The following is an 18752-nucleotide window of genomic DNA, read 5'->3' on the forward strand; positions in this document are numbered from 1 at the left end:
AAGACCAGCTCGAAGAAGCCCAGCGCATCAACGCCGAATACCGCCGGACCGCCGAATCGGCGAACCCGACAACCACACCCTGAGACGGCAAGGACGTGAACTGTCAGCGCTCGCTGGTGGCGACGTAGGTACCGTGCCAGGTGTGGGGCCATACAGCGCCGGTGGAGGCGTTGACCGAGAGCATGCCGTTGATCTTCCCCTCGCGCAGGGTGTGCAGGGTGTAGTAGCCGGGGAACGCCTCGGCCTCACCGGCGGTGAGACGGCTGCCCCGGTTGCGCAGCCACTGCTGGGCGCGGTCTCGGGCCTGGTCGGGAGAGACCCGGGTCTCGGTCTGGCCGCGGTGGTGCATGCCGTAGTCGGTGTTCCACATCATCGCTGGTCCGTACTCGATCCCGGTGTCACCGTCGGCCGGGTCCACGAGGATCTCGGTGGCCGGCTTCCCGGAGGGGGTATCCAGTTCGGCGTAGAAGTTCTTCGAGAACTGCATGACCTCCCCGACACGCAGGTCGAGCCGGCCGGCGAAGGCGTCGGCCCGTTGTCGGGCCTGGTTCAGGGTCTTGACAGGGATACCGTCACCGCGCTGCCAGTAGTGCCCGCCCATCATGCCCGGCCCCCACGAGCAGTCATCGCGGCCCATCATGCCCGGCCCCATGCCGGGCCCCCACGAGTCCCAGTCGTCCCAGTCGTCGCCCGATGTGCCCGACCCCCAGCAGTCCCTCCCGGAGGGGCTGGGTTGGGCGGCGGCCGGGCGCATCGAGGAGCCGCTGGAGGTGGTGTCGCCTGTCGTGTATCCAACGGCCAGCGTGCCGGTCAGCGCGAGGGCCGCCATCGCGGCGGCGGTTCGCCTGCTGGTGCTGGGCATGGTCATCACCCTTCCGGGTCGTTCCCGCGGCGGCCGCCCGACCTGGCGTCCGCAGGTCTGTGCCCTCCAGCCTCTCTACGGGTACGAGGGCCGCCCAGGGCCGTTCGGACCAGGCCGGTGCACCGATCGGCCCGTACACAAAGAAGACGGCGCTCGTGCACGACGGCTGGAAGTCTTCCCAGGCCGTGTGGCTGTCTGATTCCTCTCGGACAGACAGTGAGTGGTGCAGGGTCGATCATCCCGCCATCGTTGTCGGCATCGACGGTTCCCAGCCTCTTCACGGCGGAGGAACGCCACCTCCTGCGCAGCGTCTCCCTCCTCGACGCCCGGGACCTGGAGCTGGCCACCCGAGCCGCCGGCCTCACCCAGCAGGCCCCGCCCGACGCCTCACCGAACGCCCGCTGATCTCCGAGAATCCGTACGCGCTGTGGCCGTACCACCTGCACCGGGCGATCCGCACCGCTGTGCGCGAGGACACCCACAGTGAGGACCGCTGGACGGACGCCGACTGGCGGCAGGGCGCCACCCGCGCACTGGCCGTCTGCCCGCGCCAGGGCCTGCGTCTGGCCCGCGACCACAACCTCGCCGACCTCGGCTGGCTCACGAAGGCGGCCTACGCTTACACCGACGACAGGGTCTGGGAGCCGCTCACCCTCCCGGCCGACACCGCCGGCGCCCCGGACACGCCCGCGAACGCCCTGGCCGAGCTCCTCACCGCGATCACCCGTCACCAGCACGAACACCAGCAGCGCACGGTGGAGCGGCTGACCGAGGTGCTCGACTCCGGCCTGCTGTCCGCCGAGGTCATCGAGCCGTCCCTGTACTACCGGGCCAAGGCATACGAGGACCTCGACCAAGGCGCCGCCGCCCGAGCCGGGATGCGGCAGGTCGCCGACGCCGACGGGCGCCTCGCGCCGAAGGCCCGCCGCGGCCTGGCCAACCTGGCACGGCTCGCCGGCGACTTCCCCACCGCCCTGGCCGCCGTCCCCACCCTGGGCTGGAAGGGCCGCCACCACCGCGCCCTCGGCGACATCCGCTGGTCCCAAGCCGACACCGCGGCCGCAGGCGCCGCCTTCGAAGCCGGCCGTGCCGAAGCCGAGCAGCACGGCGCCCCCGGCGAGCGCGCCATGATGCAGGTCCGCCTCGCCCTCGCGGTCTCCTTCGCGGACCCCGACCGAGCCGACGACGAGCTCGCACTCGCCCACCAGCTCCTCGGTGGCCTCGATCAGCGCTCCAGCACCCTCCTCGCCAAGGTCGTCGCCCTGATCAAGGACGCCGGAACCAGCGGCGTCACCAACGGCGCCCAGGGCGTGAACGCCGAGATCGAGGCCGCGGGGCTCCCCTCCCTCCACCGGTTCGTAGAGCTCGTCCTCGCCTTCCACCACGCCGTCCGCGGCGAGGACCAGGGCCTGGCCGCCACCATCGACCGCCTGCGCGCGCTGACCGCCACCGGCGACTTCGCCTACTTCACCGATATCGCCCACTACATGGCCGGCCTGCCGCTACCGGAGCCGTCAACCACACGCTGGACGAAGAGCGAAGCCGACGTCCGCTCCGCCTGGCACGGCTTGGTCCGGGTCCGGCAGGAACACCTCCTCGCCGGAAACTGACTCCCGGACACACCACAGCCCCGACCGGCAATCGCAGGTCGAGGCTGTCGCCATACGGGCCGGGGTACCGAGCCCGGAGAAATCCCGCAGGGCTTCGTTCGGAGTCGACCAGGTGCCCCAGCTGGATGCCGGCCGCCGTGCAGGACCGGCGAGCGGTCGTCACCGACCCGCAGCCGGGGATGTTCGCGGCCGTCGCCGGCGACGTCCTCATCGCGGGCGACGACGCGCGCCTCGCCCCCACCCGCTACTGGGACTGGCTCGCCACCCGCCCCTGATGATCCGCCCGCCCGCCGACAACCGCCCCGGCCCCCGATGCTGATGGACCGTCAAGCCATCGAGCGGTGCCTGCGGTCCGTCACGGGTCGCGCCGGGCGGTCGCAGCGCTCCCCAGTGACGAGCCAGGGGCTGCCCCACTGCTGATCCTGGGCATCGGGATCGGCGCCGGCGGCGACCGGTACGCGAGCGGTCTCGACGTGGTCGCCGACCGCCGCGAGCAGGCGCGTGTCCTGTGCCTTCATGTCCTCCCTGTCCCACCGGGGCGGCACGTGCTGCGATCCCGGAGCGGACCGCCGCCCGCTGGCTGGGGCAGTACCTGGACCGGTGCTCCGGCCAGCACCGGTACGTCCCCGCGGGATCGTGTGTACCTCGCAGGGCCGGGCCCCTTTGCGAGAGGAGCCCGGCGTCTGGCGGGGTGCGGGGTTGGGGTGTCAGCTGAAGATGACGGAGCGAAGCCGCAGGCTGTTGCCGAGCCTCTGGCCCGGGGCCATCGTGCGGTAGACGTCGCCGTCGCAGTCCGCGTCGAGGAAGACGGTGGCGGTGGAGGTCGTGTAGTTCCGCGGGGCGAGGGCGGGCAGGGAGGAGCCGACCGTTTCGGGGATGTTGATGCACACCCCGCTGTCCGGGTTGGCGAGTTCACCTCGCAGGTTGAGGCCGTTGAGGCCGACGTACGTGTACACGAAATCGCCGGTGGCGGCCGCAGCGGGCGACGCCGGCAGGGCCACGGAGAGCAGGAGACCACCGAGAGTGGCGGCCAGGGTGCTGCGCAAGCGCATGGGTTGGTCCTCACGGATGGGAAGAACGTGCTGTCAGCGTCCTTTCCACCGACCGGGCCTGCCCGGTTGCTGCGCTGTCAGCAGGAAGGTTTCACCTTCACCCGTTTGGCTCCACAGTCCTGTGAAAAGGTTCAGCGGCCGCATACCGCTGCCGGGTGTACTCGCCTGCTGGCCCTTGTGCCCGCCAAACTCGGCAGACACCGGCAACTGCACGCTCGCGGCGCCCGTGTTGCACCACGATCCGGTGCCGGAGGTCAAGACGAGAGTCCGGGGGCACGACGTTCCGGGGCCTTGACTTCGCTGACCTCCCGGCTCAACGACGGGCGGGGTGGCGTGTCATGCCCCGTCGATGCCGAGTTTGGCGAGCGAGGCGAATTGGTCGGCGGTGAGCTTGTCGCGTCGGCTCTTGGTGTTGGAGACCCACACGCCGAGCTTCACGGTCACCGGTTTTGCCTCGCCCTCGACCGCGATCCCTTCGCTGTGGATGCGGGGTACCGGCGGGTGGGCGCCTTCCCGCTCCACCCACTGCACGAGCGCCGCCAGGCAGCCGTGCCCAGGTGGCCGGCTGCTGCTGCCGTCACCTCCACTTGCCGACGTCGTCGCCGTCGAAGACGCCGCCCGGCGCGATGTCGGGCAGCTGGCCGTCGGCGTCGACCAGGTCCGCCAGGACGCGGTGGTGGCGCTGCCAGTCGAGCGGCCACGGGCAGTTCCAGTCCGTGTCGATCGCGGCGAGCTGTGCGGCCCGGGCCGTCGCGGTCTCCTCGTTCTTCCCGAGACCCTTCTTGGCGCCCTTGCGGCGGAGGTTGGCCATGTGCTGCCCGATGGGCACCATCTCGTCGTCTTCGCCCCACATGGCGTCCTGCCGGGGTGCGAGGTGTCCGGTGGCCCGACGGTTGGACCGGAACGCGGTGAGCTTGGCCTACCACGCCTCTTCGCCCGGCTCCCACACCACCCCGGCCTCCGGCGCGTCCAGCAGAGCCTTGCGCCGGTCCTCTAGCTCCCCGGCCCGCAGGGCCTTGCGCTGCTGATCCACCCACCGCCCCAGCGGGAAGTCCTTGGTGACGCCGACCTCGACCTCTACGCCGTAGGGCACGGCGTAGACGCCGGTGATCTGGTTCTCCGTCCGCCACCGGATCAGGGCCTGGTGGCTCTCCAGCCACACCAGCGACTCCCGGTAGACCCGGGTGCGCAGGAATGCGGCGATCGTGGCGGCGTCCCACGGGCTGGAGAAGCGAAGCAGGGCCGACTCCGCTGCGGCGTAGGTGTCGTCGTCCTGCTCCTGGTCGCCTTCGCCGCTGGCGCCGGCGATCTGCCCGCCCTCGTCGCGGCGCAGGTGGACCTTGCGCTGGCCGTGGGTGAGGGCACGGGAAGCGAGCTGCTCGACGAGGCGCCCATCAAGAGAACGCAGGCCCTGGAGGACCGCTGCGAGCGGCTTGTAGCTGGCGGAGGCGACCATGTCGGTAGGGTCTTCGCCCGGTGCCAGGAACACCGGCACGATGATGCGGGCGATCTTCGTGGAGCCGTCCTTGTTGAGGCGGAGGGCGCGGCCGATGTTCTGGACGTTCTCGACTTGGGAGCCGCGGGTGCCGGCGAAGCAGATGGCCTCCACCCCGCGCTCGCCGGTGATGTCGACGCCTTCCCCGAGGACGCGTACGGAGGCGAGGAACGCCCGGTGGACCCGGTGTCCGGTGGCATCGATGCCGCCTGCGAACTGCCGCAGTACCTCGCGCCGCTCGGTGACGGGGTGGTCCCCGCACGGCCACGCCGACCACACCCGGTCCGGCGGGACGTGACGGCTGGCCTGCAGCTCGTAGAACTCGGCGTCGATCGAGGACTTCGGACGGAGCCGATTCTCTATGATCGTGCCGTGCCCACCTTTTCCCTCGAACTCACGTCCCCGCTCGTCCCCGCGGAGGCGTGGCGCAGGCTGACGGAATGGCCCCGCCACGCCGACGTGGTCCCGCTGACCAAGATCGAGGTGCTCACCGCGCCGCCGACCCACGAGGGAACGCGTTTCGTGGCCCGGTCGGGCGTCGGACCGGTGACGGTCGACGACGTCATGGAGGTGACGGTCTGGCGCCCGCCGGTGGGCGACGAGCCTGGCCTGTGCCGCCTGGAGAAGCGCGGCCGCGTCGTCTTCGGCTGGGCGGAGATCGAGGTCCGGCCAGGGCCGGGGGGCCACAGTCGGGTGGTCTGGCGGGAGGAACTGCGCATCCGCTTCCTGCCCCGCCTCTTCGACAGCATCCTGAACCGGACGGCCCGCCTCATGTTTGGTCGCGCGGCGACCCAGCTGCTCAGGAAGGCCTGAACGACGACGGCTCTCGCGCGACCGAGCCGATGCGCCGCGCCTGCCGGTTCGCGAGGAGACCGCTCTGTCCGCGCGGAAGGGACAGGTTCGAGGCCGCAGTCGCCTTCTCCCTCGGCGAGGACGGATCGGGCTGTTGGGTGACCGTCGTCCTTCGGTGCATCGCGCACGGATGCTGCGGTGTCTATATCGACTGGGAGATCAACTACAGCCCCACGGATCACCTTCTGGCCATGGTCTAGGCCTGCGGAGCGGCCGCCCGAACAGGCTGCGGTTCGTAGACGGTTCCGTCCCGAAGCAGCGTCGGGGACGAGGTCCTTGCTGGCGGCCGCCTGGTCGCCATCACCGATCTCCGCTACCGCCACGGCGGCACCCGCACCATGATCCTCGCGGTGCGGCCGCCCGGCCGTCGCCGAGCGAGCGGTGCGTGTCTGGCGCCGCGTGCGGGCTGATCCGGCCCCGTGCGCCTGCGGCAGGCAGGGCGTGTGGCCGCCAGGGGGTCGGGCAGGCTCGGCGAGGAGCGGTCTGCCGCCCTTGTGCGGATCCCGGAACGGTGTCGGGCGCGTGGGGGCTTGCTTCGGCGCGGGGCCGGGCCGGATGCTGAGGGTGTGGGGGCTCCGGGGGAGGCACGGCCGAACGGCCCTTCGCTGCGGTCGCGGCTGGGGGTGTTCCTGCTGACGCTGGTGCTGTGCCCGGTGGTGTCGGTGGGTACCTGGTGGTCCGTCATGGAGGTCGGCCTGCACCTGGGGCCTGGCTGGGCGGTGGCCTTGCCCTTGGTGTCCTCGCCTTTGGTGGCGCCTCCGGCGCGGTGTTCCGCCGGTTCGAGCCCACCCGCCCTGGAGCCGCCTTGACCGCTTTGGTGGCGGTGATGTTCGCGGGCTTCCAGTGGATCGATGCGCAGGCGAGGGAAGCGGACTACCGGGTGCTGCGCAAGCGGGGCATGGTGGTCGACGCGGTGGTCACCGAGCACGTGGACAATCCCGACGGCTCCGTCATAGCTGCCACTGACACCTGGAGCGCCCGCGTCCGGCTGCCCGACTGCAGCACGGTACATCTCGACACCTTCGGCTACCGGCTGGCGGTGGGTGCGCACGTCGTCGCCACCGTCGACCCCAGGCACCGGGTGGCTGCCCGGCTCAGTTCGCCGTCCGGCACACCCGGCAGCCACATGGACGACCCGCCGGCTCGGCGGGTCATCGCGATCGCGCTCATGGCTTTGAGCGGTCTCGCCGCCGCCACCCTTGTCACCCTGGAGTTCACCGAGGCAGCGCGCCCCCATCGCCGACGCGCGAGTGGCGCGGCAGCAGCCCTGAGCGGACCCAAGAGGCGTGCATCAGGCGGCGGCCCCGCGGCCGGTGGGTGTAGATGCCTTCGGGAGTCGGGGGCGCTGACCGCGACCGCGGCCCGCTTGCGCTCCTGCTCCACATTGTGGCTGGTGGTGCGGGTGGGTGTAACGGTCAGTGAATGTCAGGGGCGTGCCTGACCGCTATGTGTGTAGTGCGCAGGCGAGCGTGACGGAAATTTCCGGTTTCGGCAACCGGCCTCAGCAGGGGCTGCGGCCGGTCGTGTGGCGGGTCGAGAGTGGGGACCTCGGCTCATCCGGGCCGACAACGACAAGTGCCTTCACCGGCCTGTTACGGCTGGTGGAGCGCTGTTCTTGAGGCAGCGTCACCCATGGCTTCTGCTTCTTCCTCCATCCGTCGTATCGCCGCCGCCATCCTGGCCGCAGGTGCCGTGGTCGGTGCGGCCGCGCTGCCGGTCGCCGCGCAGGACCACGGCCTGCGCCAGCACCCGCGGGTGGAGATCGGCCGGGTCCAGGCCGACAGCCCCGGACGCGACGACCACACCAACCGCTCCCTGGACAACGAGTGGGTGGAGATCACCAACACCACCCGCGACGCCGTCAACCTGCGCGGCTGGACGCTGCGCGACGCTGACGGCAACCGCTACCGCTTCGACAACACCCGCATCAACGCCCGCGCCACGATTCGCATCCACACCGGCCACCACACCCGCACCGACCTCTTCCAGAACCGCCGCGACTACATCTGGGGCAACCAGGGCGACACCGCCACCCTGCGCGACGACCGCGGCCGCACCGTCGAGACCGAGTCCTGGGGCCGACGCCACCACTGATCCTTGCGGGTCGGTTGCCGGGGGTCGCCTGGACGGCGGGCGGCCGCCGGTGCTCGGCCCGCCCGGGCGGAAACTGGCGACTGGCCGGCCTGCACGCCCGTATAGCCGGTCAGTCGCCCTCGTCCGACTACGGGTGAGGCGGTTCCTCTGTGACGTGCCGATGTGCCGCCGACGGACTTTCGTTGAGCAGATCGAAGGTTTCACGAGGTCACACGGTCAGTCATCGGTGGCGATGCACCACCTGGCCCGTTTCGTGGCCGTGGAGCTTGGGGGCCGCCCGGGAGAACGCCTCTGCCGACGGCTGGCGTTGTCCGGCCGACGGACTTCGCTCATCCGTCTACTGTCGGCACCGGTGGTGCCGGCCCGGGCTCCTCGGGTCCTGGGAGTGGATGACTTTGCCTTCCGGCGTGGCCACACATACGGAACGGTGCTCGTGGACGTCGAAGGGGGCAAGCCGTTCGATGTTCTGCCCGACCGCAGGTCGGAAACCTTACTTGCCTGGCTGGAGGCCCATCCCGGAGCGGAGGTCATCTGCCGGGACCGGGCCACCGGCTATACTCGCGCGATCAAGCAGGCCGCCCACCGGGGCGATCGAAGTGGCCGACCGGTGGCATCTGCTGCAGAATCTGTCCGTTGTGGTGGAGAAGACATGTCACCAGCACCGCGCCTGCCTGCGGAAACACGCTCAGGAGCTGGCTCGACCTGACGCCCCGGTCCCCGACACCTGGGTGTCGGATCAGCCGGCCGCGCTGCCGAAGATCGCCATCGTCGAGCGAACCCTCCACCGGCACGCCGACATCCTCGACCTGGTGGACAAAGGATGGACGATCAGCGCGATCGCGCGCCGATTGGGCATGGACCGCAAGACAGTGCGGCACTTCCGGGACACCGATCTCGTCGTGCTCGTCGAATCCGCCCGGCACCGTCGAGCAGGCCTCCTTGCACCCTTTCACTCCTACTTGTAAGCCCGCCTCCTCAACGGCTGCACGGACGCCAGCCGGCTCTTCCGTGAAGTCCGTGAGCGGGGATTCGAGGGCACGGTTCAGACGGTCCGCCGATACGTCGCGACTCTTCGAGACGGCACTGCGATACCCGCGCCGGCGCCGATTCCGAGCCCACGCGCGATCGCTTCCTGGATCATGCGTCGGCGTGAGTCGTGGAGATAAGACGACGAGGTCCGGCTCGGCGAGGTCTGCCTGGCCTGCCCGGACATCGCCCGCGCCCGGGAGATCGCGCAGCGCTTCACCGATCTGGTACGCGACCGCACCGGCCATCTGCTGCAAGACTGGATCAGCGAAGTGGAGCGTGACGCACCTCAGCCGATCCGCAGGTTCGCCCGGTTCTAGAAGTTCGACATCGACGCCGTGACAGCCGGCCTGGCCTTGCAGTACAGCTCCGGCGTCGTAGAAGGCCACGTCAACCGCATCAAGACGATCAAGCGGCAGATGTACGGCCGAGCCTCGTTCCGCGTGCTGAGAGCCCGAACCCTCATCCAGCCGTAGTCATCACGGAAGCTCGGGCACAGCCAAAATTCGGGATTCGCATCAGTGACTAGTCCGAGCCGGTTACCCGTCGGCCTGGAGCTCGGCAGACATGCTCGACGCGATGGAAACGAAGGATCGGAACGGCGATGCCGACGGCGGAGATCAAGGTGAAGCAGCCGCGGAGCTCGCCGACTACGTCAAGGCGTTCGCCGGCCTCGCGGAGATGGCCGTCTACGGCGACGCTGCCCGCGCCCTCATCCACGTCGCGATCGACGCCCTGGAGTGAACTGGCTTGATTCTCCGCAACTTTGTTGAGAGCGCGGACCACAGGTGCGTAGCGTCGACGGCATCGACGGACCACCAGCCGGAGAGGCGGGGCCCCCTTCCGCGCACACCGACTCCACCGCCCCGGCCCGGGAGGGCCGCGGCCTCCAGTCGCCTCCCTACGGCGTTCCCTCCCCGGCCCTGTTGGCCCGTGCGGACCGCGGCTTCGCCCGGTTCCTCGGTCGGCGCGGCGAGGACCAGGACGACGGGGCCGACGGCAGCGAGGGCCCCCAGCGGTGACCGCCGGCCACCCGCGCGACGACGCTCCCGGCAGCGAGGCCCGCCATGCACACCAGCACGCACACGGTCCTGTACGACCCTGATGGCCTGATCGAAGCCGGGCTCCCGCTCGACCACGAACCGTACGAAAGCCTCGTCAAGGCCGTCCTCGCCTGGACCGGCGAGGACACCCTCACCGTCCGCGACCTGGAGCAGATCGCCTTCAGCTCACCGGCCACGCCCGAGCGCTCGCCACCGACGTCCGCCGCCGTGCCGACCAGCTGCCGAAGAACAGCGGACCAGAGCGCTCGCCGACGTCGTCCTGCGCGAGGCGGAAGGCCGGCTGTCCAAGACGATCGAGGGCACCGTGCGCTGCGTCCCGAACCGCGCCCGCCTCGTTCGCGCTCTCTACGAACGGCTGGACCGCCTGGAGGCCGCGCTCGCCCCGGAGAGGGTTGTACCGAGCGGGGGCTGAACCGTGGGCTGGACGGTTGCTTCCAGCTACTTCGTCAGCGTGTCGAGTGCCTTCCTCGCCTCACCCAACAAGTCGCTGACCTGGCGCAGAGCATCTTCCTGGGCGTCGGCGGGCTTGCTGACCGTTCCAGCGGAGGAGGCCTGGCCCGGCTCCCGTCTCGGATACCGTGTTGCTCTACGGGGTGCCACAACGGATGTGGCGCCCCCCACCGGAGGTAGTCAGCGTATGAGTTCAAAGCGCAGCAAGAATCCAGCCCTGCCCGTGCTTGACGACGCATTCCGACTCGCGTCGGTCAAGGACGCCGAAGAGTCCACCCGTGACTTGGCCGCGCGGCTGGCCACCACCGAGCTGCGCCGCGTTTCCCACCCGGGCCGGGTCACCTGGGAGCCCACCGATCAGGCCGAGCCCGTACCGGTCCCGCCGACTGTGGTCGACGGCGACGGGGACCTGTGGCTGCGGGACCGGGGCACTGGCACCTGGACCATGCCCGAGTTCAACCCGAAGGAGTTCCCGGCCCGCTGTGGCGAGGTTCTGACGTGGAACGAGCTTGCCTGCGAGTTCGGCCCGCTTACCGCACTGGCCGACGACCGCCGCATCGGCGGCGGCCGGCGTCGCTGACCGCGCAGCCTTCTGGGATGGCCGCGCCCCTGAAGCGCCCGTTACGGGTAGCTGGGAGCTCCAGCTCACCGCCGAGGGACCAGTCGGGTAGCGGTCGGCCTTCAGCTGCCGTGGTGAGCGCGCGGCCCAGCTCGCCGATCGACTGGTGCCAGTCGGCCAACTGCGCGAGCAGGCCGCGCACCAGCGTCGAAAGCGGCCAGGGCGACACGTTCAGTGCAACACCGCCGCGCATCGCGCTCTGACCTGCGGTGATTCCTCGGGTAGAGGTTCGTGGAATCGGTGTTGCACCTCGCGTTGCAGGCCCGCGTCATGTCCGGGCGGAGCCGCCGGCCGCCGACAGCACGAGGCCCCGGGCGATGACGCCCGGGGCCTCTCTGTGCACTTCGCTCGACCGTCCTGTTCAATGACCAGCCGCAGCCGCAGCCGCAGCCGCAGCCGCAGCCGGTGCCACGCCCAGTCCACACCCAGCGCCGCGAGTGCGGCGAGCTGGTCAGCGGTGAGCATCTCGCGTCTCGCACGTGTGTTCGAAATCCATACGCCCGGCTTCACGATCACCGGCTCTGCCTCACAGGCGACCGCGATCGGCTCACTGTGGCCACGTGGCACCGCCCGTTCGGCGCCTTCCCGTTCGACCCACTGCGTGAGGGCTGCCAGGCCGCGCTGGAACGCCTGCTGCGCCTTGCTCGGCCCCTTCGCCGGCCCGCCCGCCGCCGGTGCCGGAGACGGAGGGGGAGAGGGAGGCAGTGCCTGGATGCCAAGGGCGGTCAGCCGTTTCTGCTGCTCGGTGGACAGCAGCCTCCAGGTGGCGGGCATTTTTCTGCCGCTGGAGTCATCGCCCGATCCCCTCGCCGTCGAAGACGACGCCAGGTTCGATGGTCGGCAGGTGGCCGTCTGCGTCGACCAGGTCGGCGAGGACGCGGTAGTGGCGTTGCCAGTCCAGCGGCCACGGGCAGTTCCAGTCCTCATCGACCGCGGCCAGCTGCTTAGCGCGTTCCTCCGCCCGCTTCGGGTCCTTCCCCAGGCCGCCCTTTCGGCGCAGATTCGCCACGGGCTGGCCGACCGGCACCATCGCCTCGCCCCTCGCCCCTCGCCCCTCGCCCCTCGCCCCTCGCCCCTCGCCCCTCGCCCCTCGCCCCTCGCCCCTCGCCCCTCGCCCCACACCGCGTCCTGACGCGGCGCGAGGTGCCCCGGGCTCGCCGGTACGACCGCAGCGCGGCGAGCCTGGTCTCCCATGCCTCCTCGCCCGGCTCCCAGACCATCCCGGCCTTCGGCGCGTCCAGCAGCGTCTTGCGCCGCTCCTCCAGCTCCCCGGCCCGTAGCGCCTTCCGCTGCTGGTGGACCCATCGGCCAAGCGGGAAATCCTTCGTGACCCCCACCTCGACCTCAACGTCGTAGGGAACGGCGTAGACGCCGGTGATCTCGTTCTCCTTCCGCCACCGGATCAGCGCCTGGTAGCCCTCCAGCCACACCAGCGACTCCGGCCGGTACACCCGGGTGCGCAGGAACGCAGCGATGGTCGCTGCGTCACGCGGGCTGGAGAAGTGCAGCAGGGCCGCTTCTGCAGCGGCCTGCGTGTCGTCGTCCTCCTCCTCCTGGTCCTCGCCGTCGCCCTCGCCGCCGGCCCCGACGATCCGCCCGTCCTCGTCACGCCGGACGTGGATCTTGCGCTTACCGCTCGTGAGCGCCCGAGAGGCGAGCTGCTCGACCGGACGTTCGCCATGCGAGCGCAGGCCCTGAAGGACCGCTACAAGGGGGCGGAACGAGGCGCTGGCGATCATGTCGGTGGGGTCCTCACCGGGCTCCAGGAACACCGGCACGATGATCCTGGCCACCTTGGTGGAGCGGTCCTTGTTGAGCCGGAGCGCCCGGCCGATGTTCTGCACGATGTCGACTTGGGAGCCGCGGGTGTCCGCGAAGCAGATGGCTTCCACCCCGCGTTCGCCGGTGATGTCGACGCCTTCGCCGAGGACGCGTACGGAGGCGAGGAAGGCCCGGTGCACGCGCCGGTTGTCGGCGTCGATGCCGTTGGCGAACTGGCGCAGGACTTCGCGGCGCTCGGTGACGAGGTGGTCCCCGCACAGCCACGCCGACCAGACCCGGTCCGGCGGGACGTGGCGGCCGGCCTCCAGCTCGTAGAACTCCGCGTCGATCGAGGACTTCGGCAGTTGCTCGGCGGCCGCCAAGTCGGCGCCTGTAGCGTTGGTGACGTACAGCTCGGCGGCCGTCTGCGGCAGCTTCTCCGCGAACGCGGCCGCCTCCTGGACCTTTTGGTGGAAGGTCATGACGGTGCGCAGGTTGCACGCCGCGGCGTGCTCCAGGAGCGCGGTCTGCAGCAGCGCCAGGCGCCGGCCCCGCCGCGCTTCCTCGGACTCGCCGAGGACGGGGGAGGGGTCGCGGATCTCCAGGACGTCGATCTCGAACCCGGCGAGGATCCCTCGCTCGATCGCCTCGGACAGCCCGAGCTCGGCCAGCCAGGCGCTGTACGTTCCGTCCGGGTCGTCGGCCATGCTCGCGATCTCGGCCCCCTGTTCCTCCGCGCCCTTCTGAGGTCGGGCCGCGGCCAGGATGCGGGGGTCACCCCGGCCGGCCCGGGCGGCACGGTGGTGGAGACCCGCCGCGGGGCGCTCGTCCAGGACCGGTGGCCGGACCTGGTGGCGGCCGCCGCCAAGCAGCTGCCGCCCGGCCTGGTCCTCGACGGCGAGCTGGTCGTCTGGGACACCGGAGGGCCGGTTGTCGTTCCAGGCGTTGCAGCGCCGGGCCGCCGCCCGTTCCCGCGGCGCCGCCAGCCTGGCCGCCACCACACGTCGCCATAACGGGCGCTGCCGCCTTCCGGCGCCGGTGGTACGCAAGGGCGACCGCCGCCAGCTGCGGGGGCCCCGCGACCAGGGGGACGTAACAGACCAGCAGGAAGATGTCCTGGGCCGGGCTGCCGATGGTCCCCTCGCCGATCCCGACGACGTCGGCGTACGTGAACCAGGCGACCAGGACCGCCGCGGCGGCCGCCCCCAGCAGTGCCGGAACTACCGCCGCGAGCGGTGGCACCCGCCGCCCGCCGAGGTACAGGATCCAGCGCGGCACGGTCTCTCCCCAGCCGCGGACCAGTCCCAGCGTGAGCAGGGCCAGGCACTCGGACAGCACGCTGAGAAAGAGCAGGTACGCCGCCCCGGGCACGGTCGTGACGGGCTCGGAGGCAACCGGCAGCCCCACGACCAGGGCGACCCGTCACAGCCCCGACGGGACGGCGATCAACGGAACGGCATGGGCGGCGACGGCGGCCCACCGGGGCACGTCCGGCAGGGCCTTGACTCGCAATAGGTTCGGCATGACGAACATGCTGGCCGGGAGCCGAGCCGATCCACATCGTCCCCCGCTCCCGACCTCTTCCCCCACACGGGGGAGGCAGGATGCTACCCAGGTCCCCTCACCCGCGGAACGGACGGAATCCGGATGACCGACATCACCGCGATCGAAGGGTGGGAGCTGCTGCCCGCCTCCGTCCGCGAACAGGTCGACGCGTACGTCCTGCGGGACGCCCTCTTCCAGGCGGTCCCGGTGACACCGTGCACGACTGGTTCGTGAACTTGCTGGCCGTCACCGCCGACCCGCACACCCCGGACGACGAGGCCCCCGCTGGCGTCTGTGACACCGCCTCGGGCGGGGCGGAGCACTCGGTCAGTTGAAGTTGGGCCAGTCCCAAGGCGTCCAGCCCGAGCCGAGGGCGAGGCGCGTCCTGCTGACGACGGGGCCGTTGCTGTTGTTGAGGTAGATGGTTGTTCGGAAGTCGCCCCCCACCTGCTGATCCTCCACCTTGACAGCGTTCGTGGCGCGGGCAGAACCGAAGGGATCGGGCTTGCCCAAGGACGTCCATCCGGTCCACTGATTGCTGATGGTCCAGCGCGTCCACACCGCATAGTCGAGGCCGACCAGGAACTGTTCCTTCTGGCCGTTCGGAAGCGCGTGGTTCGTTACGCCGTAATCACATATGTACAGGCCGCCACCCCCCGCATTGCAGGTATCGGCTGCCTGAGCCGGCGTGACGGCCACGGCCAGTCCTGCGATGGCGGCGACGGCGACAACCGTAGCCTTGAACTTCTTCAACCTGAGCACCTTGTTCTCTCGATGTGATCCATTCGACTCGGGCCTTCAGGCCCGGCCATGACACACCGTCACCCTACTAGTCGGATCGGTGAACCGCGCTCACGTACCGCCGTCGGCGCCGCCGGCCTCCCCGCGCAGCAGGTCCCCCGGCTGGCACTCCAGCACCTCGCAGAGCGCCGCGAGCGTCGCGAAGCGCACCGCCTTGGCTCGGCCGTTCTTGAGCACCGCCAGGTTGGCGGGAGTGATCCCGACGCGTTCGGCGAGTTCGCCCACGGACATCTTCCGCTTGGCCAGCATCAGGTCGATGTGGACGGCGATCGGCATCAGATCACCTTGTCCAGCTCGGCCTGCATCCTGGCCGCCTCGACGTCGCGCGCGATGGCCTGGGCGAGCAGCATCCGCAGTACGAGCACGATCAGCGCGACGCCCAGGACGGCGCCCCGGAGGCCGGCGGCAACGCCATCGCCGTGGAAGTCCTGGATCACGCCGTCGCCATCAGGCCCACGGGCGAGATCGACATCGAGACGGCCCCCGCCCTGCGGTTCGCCCTCGACCAAGGCCTCGCCCACGCCTCACCGGCCAAGCCCGTAACGGTCGACTGCAGCCGCGTCTCCTTCTGCGACTCCTCCGCGCTCAACGCACTCCTCGCCGCCCGGCTCACGGCGCAGGAGACCGGAACCGTCGTCCGCCTGGCAGCCCCCAACCACCAGCTCCTGCGCCTCCTGGAGATGACCGGCGCCCTGACCCTCTTCCCCGTGGACCACGACCCGCCGCCCCGCGACCGCTCCTCGAAGGGATACCCGGACGGGCTGCCTCGGTAGGCAGACCGGTGGTGCACGGGCACCGACCGGAGCGCCGGTTGCAGGCGGTGCCCGACCGGGCCGGATTGCTGCGGGACGACCACACGGCGAGCTCGCGGCCCCGGCCCCTCAGCGGGCTACGGCTCCCGTGCGTGGTGGGGAGCCGCAGCACGGCGGGCTGGGCTCAGCTGTGGTCGCGGTTGTAGTACTGGCCGAGCTGGTCGCGGTAGGCGGCGTCGCCGCGGTGCTTGTCCTTGTCGTACTCGGGGGAGTCCTTGATCTGGTCCTTGGTGAGGTTGACGTTGATCGTCTTCTCCTTCACATCGACGCGGACGACGGTGCCGGCGGGGATGAGGACTTCCTTGCCGAAGATCCACGGGCCGGTGTCGACGACGATGTAGGAGGCGCCGACCTCGTCGGTGTCCTCGTCGACCTTGCCGATGCTCCCGTCGCTGGCTTCGACCTTGAAGCCGACCAGGCTGGTGCCGGGCGTGTAGTGGGAGTCGGGGTTGTAGCTCCACATGTCGTCAGTCACAGGTGTTCTCCTTCTGGGGCAGAGTCCGTGGTCGTGCGGAGGGTCAGGTGTGCAGGAGGCAGTTGCGGCCGTCGTGGCCGTCCGCCCCTTCTTCGTCGAGCCAGTGGCCGCCGTCGGCGAGGTAGCGGAAGCCGTGGTGCTGGTCCACCGGGAAGGTGACGGTGACCGCGCGGCTGCCGTCCGGGCGCTCCGTCATCGGGTGTGCGCCGGGCCGCCAGTCGTTGAAGTCGCCGACCACGCTGACCTCACCGGCCGGATGGCCGGCGGGCAACACGAAGGTGATCTCGGTCCGCTTCTTGCTCCGAGTGCGCTCCAACATGGACGGTCAGCTCCTCACCTGCGGGTGGAATGGCTTTGCCATCACTGCCCGCTGCGTCGGCCTGGGTAGCAGGCGGCTACGCCACCCGGTACAGCTGTCCCCCGCTCGGCCGCACCTTCAGGCGGCTCGGTGGGCCGTCGCAGGTCTGCGCGCGTGGGGGCGGAACGCTGCGGAGGGCATGCCCCTGGGGCCCAGGTGCACACTGTGCAACAGTGCCCCCCCGGCCCATCGGCCCCGTCGAGGCCGGGTCCCCAGGTGCCCGCATTCGGTCGGCTCGCGCCCGGGGGTAACCACAGCACGCCAACACCTCGACCGAGCGTCTGCCCGGCTGTTCGAGGCGGCCCCTGCGGCGCTCCGGCGGTTCCCTCACCCCGTCCAGTAGTCGATCAGGGATCCGGTATTCACGTTGCGACTGCCGTCATGGGGTCCGCGCCAGTCCAGGCACAGGACGGTGGCGTCGTCGCTCGGCGGCCGGCCGTCGTACGCGCCGGTTACCGCGCCCACCAGCGTGCGCACCACCTCGCGCGGATGCTCGGCCGCGGTCTTGCGTAGAAGACCGGGCAGGTCGACCGCCTCTCGCGCCGTGCGGATGCCAGTTCAGACGTGGTCCGCCGTCATATCCAGGGGGCCGTCTTGCTGTCTTCGTTGGCGGTGAATTCGACCTCCACGGGGATGCCGTGTCCCGGCCGGGGTGCCCCTGGCGTGTCGGTGACCGCCGGCATTCGTCCACCGTGAGGGTCTTGCTGCTCGATGTCCGCCGTGAGAGTGCCGACCCGCTCCCGGATGCCGGCTTCGTCGAAGGCGTCGCCATCGGCGTGGGCCAGGCCGCCGGAGAGCAGGACGGCGCCCATGACGAGTGCCGTCTGTGCAGTCTTCTTGATCATGTAGTGGTCAACGACAACGGATTCCACCGGTCACCGTCCCGGACGCTGGCCAGGTCCGTCCGTCAGAGACTTCCGGGATCAGCAGCGGCGCGGTCATAAGCCGGCTGCCGCCCGTCAAAGGCGGCGGTACGAAGGGCGAAGGCGGTACTGCCGGTGTGCGCGATGCGCTACGAGGCGGGAGGCCGCTTGCGTATCCGGCTGGCCCGGCCGTGCCCGTCCCCCCCCGGATGCCCGCCACCGCCGGGGACGGCCAGGGTCGGTGATCTGGCGTCCGTTCGGGTCGGCGGGTAGGTCCTTCAGGGTAATCCGGCTGTGTTTGCGCATGGTCATCCTGCCGGTGAGCAGAAGAGACGCAGCGAGTTGCCTACCCCCTTGGAGGGCAAGCACGATGACAGACGACGTACGGCCGGGTAACGGGTCCTCGGCGAGCATTTCCGCGGGCGAACAGATCGCCGCCGCGCTGAACAGTCTTCCTCCATCCATGGTGGTGGCCCTGAAGCAGTTGATGATCTCATTCGGGTTTCCTGCGACGGGCACTGTCAACGAGATGCCTCCAGGTGTTGCCCCCGCGCTGACCGCGATCGCGGACGCGTTCTACGGAAGCAGCTCGGGCGGGCAAGGGGCGGGCTCGCGGGGTAGTGGAACCCCGCCCTTCCCGAACACGCCGCCGCTTCCTCCGCCCCCGCCCGGCGTGATCACCGGCTAGCCGCTGCCCGACCAGGGTCCTGGGGCGGGTTCTGCAGCGTCGGCTACCGCTGCCGGCCCCCGCCACGTCGTCGTCGCTTGCACCGGGATCCCCGCAGGTACGGCCGGTCAGCGGATCGACACCGCGCGCCGAGGACCAAACAGCCGCCCAGTCGGTTCGGGCACGGGCGGACAACACATCTGCCCTTCGGACGGGGCGCTGCGCTGCCGGGCCCGCCCTCACGAGGTGGAGGAATCAACTCGTCCCGCTCCTGCCGGATTCCCGATCGGGGTGCGGGCGGTCCGCGTCGAATTGCCGCCGGGCGCAGTGCACTCGGTGGACGGCT

The 18752-nt window shown here is 70.6% G+C and carries 21 protein-coding genes and 8 pseudogenes; 17 read left to right on the forward strand and 12 right to left on the reverse strand.

The annotated features are described in order from the left end of the window. A pseudogene (locus tag K7B10_RS39165) lies at positions 1-83 on the forward strand (MerR family transcriptional regulator); the annotation flags it as partial. Between the two features lie 20 nt (positions 84-103). Here K7B10_RS39165 and K7B10_RS39170 read toward each other — a convergent pair. Beyond that, entirely contained in the window at positions 104-862 is a 759-nt protein-coding gene (locus tag K7B10_RS39170) for a hypothetical protein (protein ID WP_229344399.1), read from the reverse strand. 249 nt (positions 863-1111) lie between these two features. Here K7B10_RS39170 and K7B10_RS39175 point away from each other — a divergent pair, with 249 nt between their 5' ends. The 3 genes from K7B10_RS39175 to K7B10_RS39185 all read left to right on the forward strand — a co-directional run bounded on the left by K7B10_RS39175 (position 1112) and on the right by K7B10_RS39185 (position 2747). Next, on the forward strand, positions 1112-1267 hold the full coding sequence (locus tag K7B10_RS39175) for a hypothetical protein (protein WP_229344402.1): 156 nt from the start codon (positions 1112-1114) through the stop codon (positions 1265-1267). A 59-nt stretch (positions 1268-1326) separates the two neighbouring features. Next, positions 1327-2472, forward strand: coding sequence for a hypothetical protein (locus K7B10_RS39180; protein WP_229344404.1), 1146 nt, complete (start codon positions 1327-1329; stop codon positions 2470-2472). A 125-nt stretch (positions 2473-2597) separates the two neighbouring features. Continuing rightward, the gene (locus K7B10_RS39185; RefSeq protein WP_229344406.1) at positions 2598-2747 is read left to right on the forward strand and encodes a hypothetical protein; all 150 of its coding nucleotides are present in this window, start codon (positions 2598-2600) and stop codon (positions 2745-2747) included. Positions 2748-2798: 51 nt separating this feature from the next. Here the strand turns inward: K7B10_RS39185 and K7B10_RS39190 are convergent, their stop codons facing one another. The 3 genes and pseudogenes from K7B10_RS39190 to K7B10_RS39200 all read right to left on the reverse strand — a co-directional run. Continuing rightward, positions 2799-2990: a hypothetical protein gene (locus K7B10_RS39190; protein ID WP_229344408.1), complete on the reverse strand. Its 192-nt coding sequence runs from the start codon at positions 2988-2990 to the stop codon at positions 2799-2801. Positions 2991-3179: 189 nt separating this feature from the next. After that, positions 3180-3524 carry a hypothetical protein gene (locus tag K7B10_RS39195; protein ID WP_229344410.1) on the reverse strand — a complete coding sequence of 115 codons (345 nt, stop codon included), beginning with the start codon at positions 3522-3524 and terminating at the stop codon, positions 3180-3182. A gap of 336 nt (positions 3525-3860) precedes the next feature. Then, positions 3861-5364, reverse strand: a pseudogene (locus tag K7B10_RS39200) (helicase associated domain-containing protein); the annotation flags it as partial. A gap of 27 nt (positions 5365-5391) precedes the next feature. Here K7B10_RS39200 and K7B10_RS39205 point away from each other — a divergent pair. From K7B10_RS39205 to K7B10_RS39240, 10 genes and pseudogenes are all read left to right on the forward strand, one after another. After that, on the forward strand, positions 5392-5832 hold the full coding sequence (locus tag K7B10_RS39205; RefSeq protein WP_229344412.1) for an SRPBCC family protein: 441 nt from the start codon (positions 5392-5394) through the stop codon (positions 5830-5832). A gap of 844 nt (positions 5833-6676) precedes the next feature. Next, the gene (locus K7B10_RS39210; RefSeq protein WP_229344414.1) at positions 6677-7312 is read left to right on the forward strand and encodes a hypothetical protein; all 636 of its coding nucleotides are present in this window, start codon (positions 6677-6679) and stop codon (positions 7310-7312) included. Positions 7313-7503: 191 nt separating this feature from the next. Next, a complete protein-coding gene (locus K7B10_RS39215; protein WP_229344416.1) occupies positions 7504-7965 on the forward strand; it encodes a lamin tail domain-containing protein in 462 nt (153 codons plus the stop codon). A 232-nt stretch (positions 7966-8197) separates the two neighbouring features. Next, a complete protein-coding gene (locus tag K7B10_RS41760; RefSeq protein WP_372481584.1) occupies positions 8198-8671 on the forward strand; it encodes a transposase in 474 nt (157 codons plus the stop codon). A 103-nt stretch (positions 8672-8774) separates the two neighbouring features. Then, positions 8775-8930 (forward strand): hypothetical protein, encoded by a 156-nt coding sequence (locus tag K7B10_RS41765; protein WP_372481585.1) that lies wholly within the window; start codon positions 8775-8777, stop codon positions 8928-8930. A 426-nt stretch (positions 8931-9356) separates the two neighbouring features. Further along, positions 9357-9467: pseudogene (locus K7B10_RS41770) on the forward strand (hypothetical protein); the annotation flags it as partial. Between the two features lie 134 nt (positions 9468-9601). Further along, positions 9602-9735: pseudogene (locus K7B10_RS39225) on the forward strand (transcriptional regulator); the annotation flags it as partial. Positions 9736-9779: 44 nt separating this feature from the next. After that, positions 9780-10013: a hypothetical protein gene (locus tag K7B10_RS39230; protein ID WP_267502799.1), complete on the forward strand. Its 234-nt coding sequence runs from the start codon at positions 9780-9782 to the stop codon at positions 10011-10013. A 45-nt stretch (positions 10014-10058) separates the two neighbouring features. Beyond that, positions 10059-10467, forward strand: a pseudogene (locus tag K7B10_RS39235) (DUF6415 family natural product biosynthesis protein). A gap of 261 nt (positions 10468-10728) precedes the next feature. Next, positions 10729-11085 (forward strand): hypothetical protein, encoded by a 357-nt coding sequence (locus K7B10_RS39240; protein WP_229344419.1) that lies wholly within the window; start codon positions 10729-10731, stop codon positions 11083-11085. A 210-nt stretch (positions 11086-11295) separates the two neighbouring features. Here the strand turns inward: K7B10_RS39240 and K7B10_RS39245 are convergent. Next, positions 11296-13658, reverse strand: a pseudogene (locus K7B10_RS39245) (helicase associated domain-containing protein); the annotation flags it as partial. 874 nt (positions 13659-14532) lie between these two features. Here K7B10_RS39245 and K7B10_RS41105 point away from each other — a divergent pair. Further along, positions 14533-14664, forward strand: a complete 132-nt coding sequence (locus K7B10_RS41105; RefSeq protein ID WP_267501563.1) for a hypothetical protein — start codon at positions 14533-14535, stop codon at positions 14662-14664. Positions 14665-14757: 93 nt separating this feature from the next. Here K7B10_RS41105 and K7B10_RS39250 read toward each other — a convergent pair whose 3' ends face one another. From K7B10_RS39250 to K7B10_RS39260, 3 genes and pseudogenes are all read right to left on the reverse strand, one after another. Further along, positions 14758-15183 (reverse strand): hypothetical protein, encoded by a 426-nt coding sequence (locus K7B10_RS39250; RefSeq protein WP_229344421.1) that lies wholly within the window; start codon positions 15181-15183, stop codon positions 14758-14760. A gap of 99 nt (positions 15184-15282) precedes the next feature. Further along, positions 15283-15507, reverse strand: coding sequence for a helix-turn-helix domain-containing protein (locus tag K7B10_RS39255; protein WP_229344423.1), 225 nt, complete (start codon positions 15505-15507; stop codon positions 15283-15285). Further along, a pseudogene (locus tag K7B10_RS39260) lies at positions 15507-15623 on the reverse strand (DUF2975 domain-containing protein); the annotation flags it as partial. The gene K7B10_RS39255 and the pseudogene K7B10_RS39260, both read right to left, overlap by 1 nt. Before the next feature lie 27 nt (positions 15624-15650). Here K7B10_RS39260 and K7B10_RS39265 point away from each other — a divergent pair. Beyond that, entirely contained in the window at positions 15651-16004 is a 354-nt protein-coding gene (locus K7B10_RS39265; RefSeq protein WP_229344425.1) for an STAS domain-containing protein, read from the forward strand. A gap of 163 nt (positions 16005-16167) precedes the next feature. On the opposite strand, the gene K7B10_RS39270 is transcribed toward K7B10_RS39265, so the two are convergent. The 4 genes and pseudogenes from K7B10_RS39270 to K7B10_RS39285 all read right to left on the reverse strand — a co-directional run bounded on the left by K7B10_RS39270 (position 16168) and on the right by K7B10_RS39285 (position 17748). Next, positions 16168-16518: a PRC-barrel domain-containing protein gene (locus K7B10_RS39270; RefSeq protein ID WP_229344427.1), complete on the reverse strand. Its 351-nt coding sequence runs from the start codon at positions 16516-16518 to the stop codon at positions 16168-16170. A 43-nt stretch (positions 16519-16561) separates the two neighbouring features. Continuing rightward, positions 16562-16837 (reverse strand): isoamylase early set domain-containing protein, encoded by a 276-nt coding sequence (locus K7B10_RS39275; protein WP_229344429.1) that lies wholly within the window; start codon positions 16835-16837, stop codon positions 16562-16564. A gap of 366 nt (positions 16838-17203) precedes the next feature. Then, a pseudogene (locus K7B10_RS39280) lies at positions 17204-17413 on the reverse strand (hypothetical protein); the annotation flags it as partial. Between the two features lie 38 nt (positions 17414-17451). Beyond that, positions 17452-17748, reverse strand: a complete 297-nt coding sequence (locus tag K7B10_RS39285; RefSeq protein ID WP_229344431.1) for a hypothetical protein — start codon at positions 17746-17748, stop codon at positions 17452-17454. A gap of 361 nt (positions 17749-18109) precedes the next feature. On the opposite strand from K7B10_RS39285, the gene K7B10_RS39290 reads away from it, so the two are divergent. Further along, on the forward strand, positions 18110-18427 hold the full coding sequence (locus K7B10_RS39290; RefSeq protein WP_229344434.1) for a hypothetical protein: 318 nt from the start codon (positions 18110-18112) through the stop codon (positions 18425-18427). The last annotated feature ends 325 nt before the right edge of the window (positions 18428-18752 follow it).

The sequence above is a fragment of the Streptomyces flavotricini genome (genome assembly GCF_020639365.1).
GTDB classification, from domain to species: domain Bacteria; phylum Actinomycetota; class Actinomycetes; order Streptomycetales; family Streptomycetaceae; genus Streptomyces; species Streptomyces flavotricini.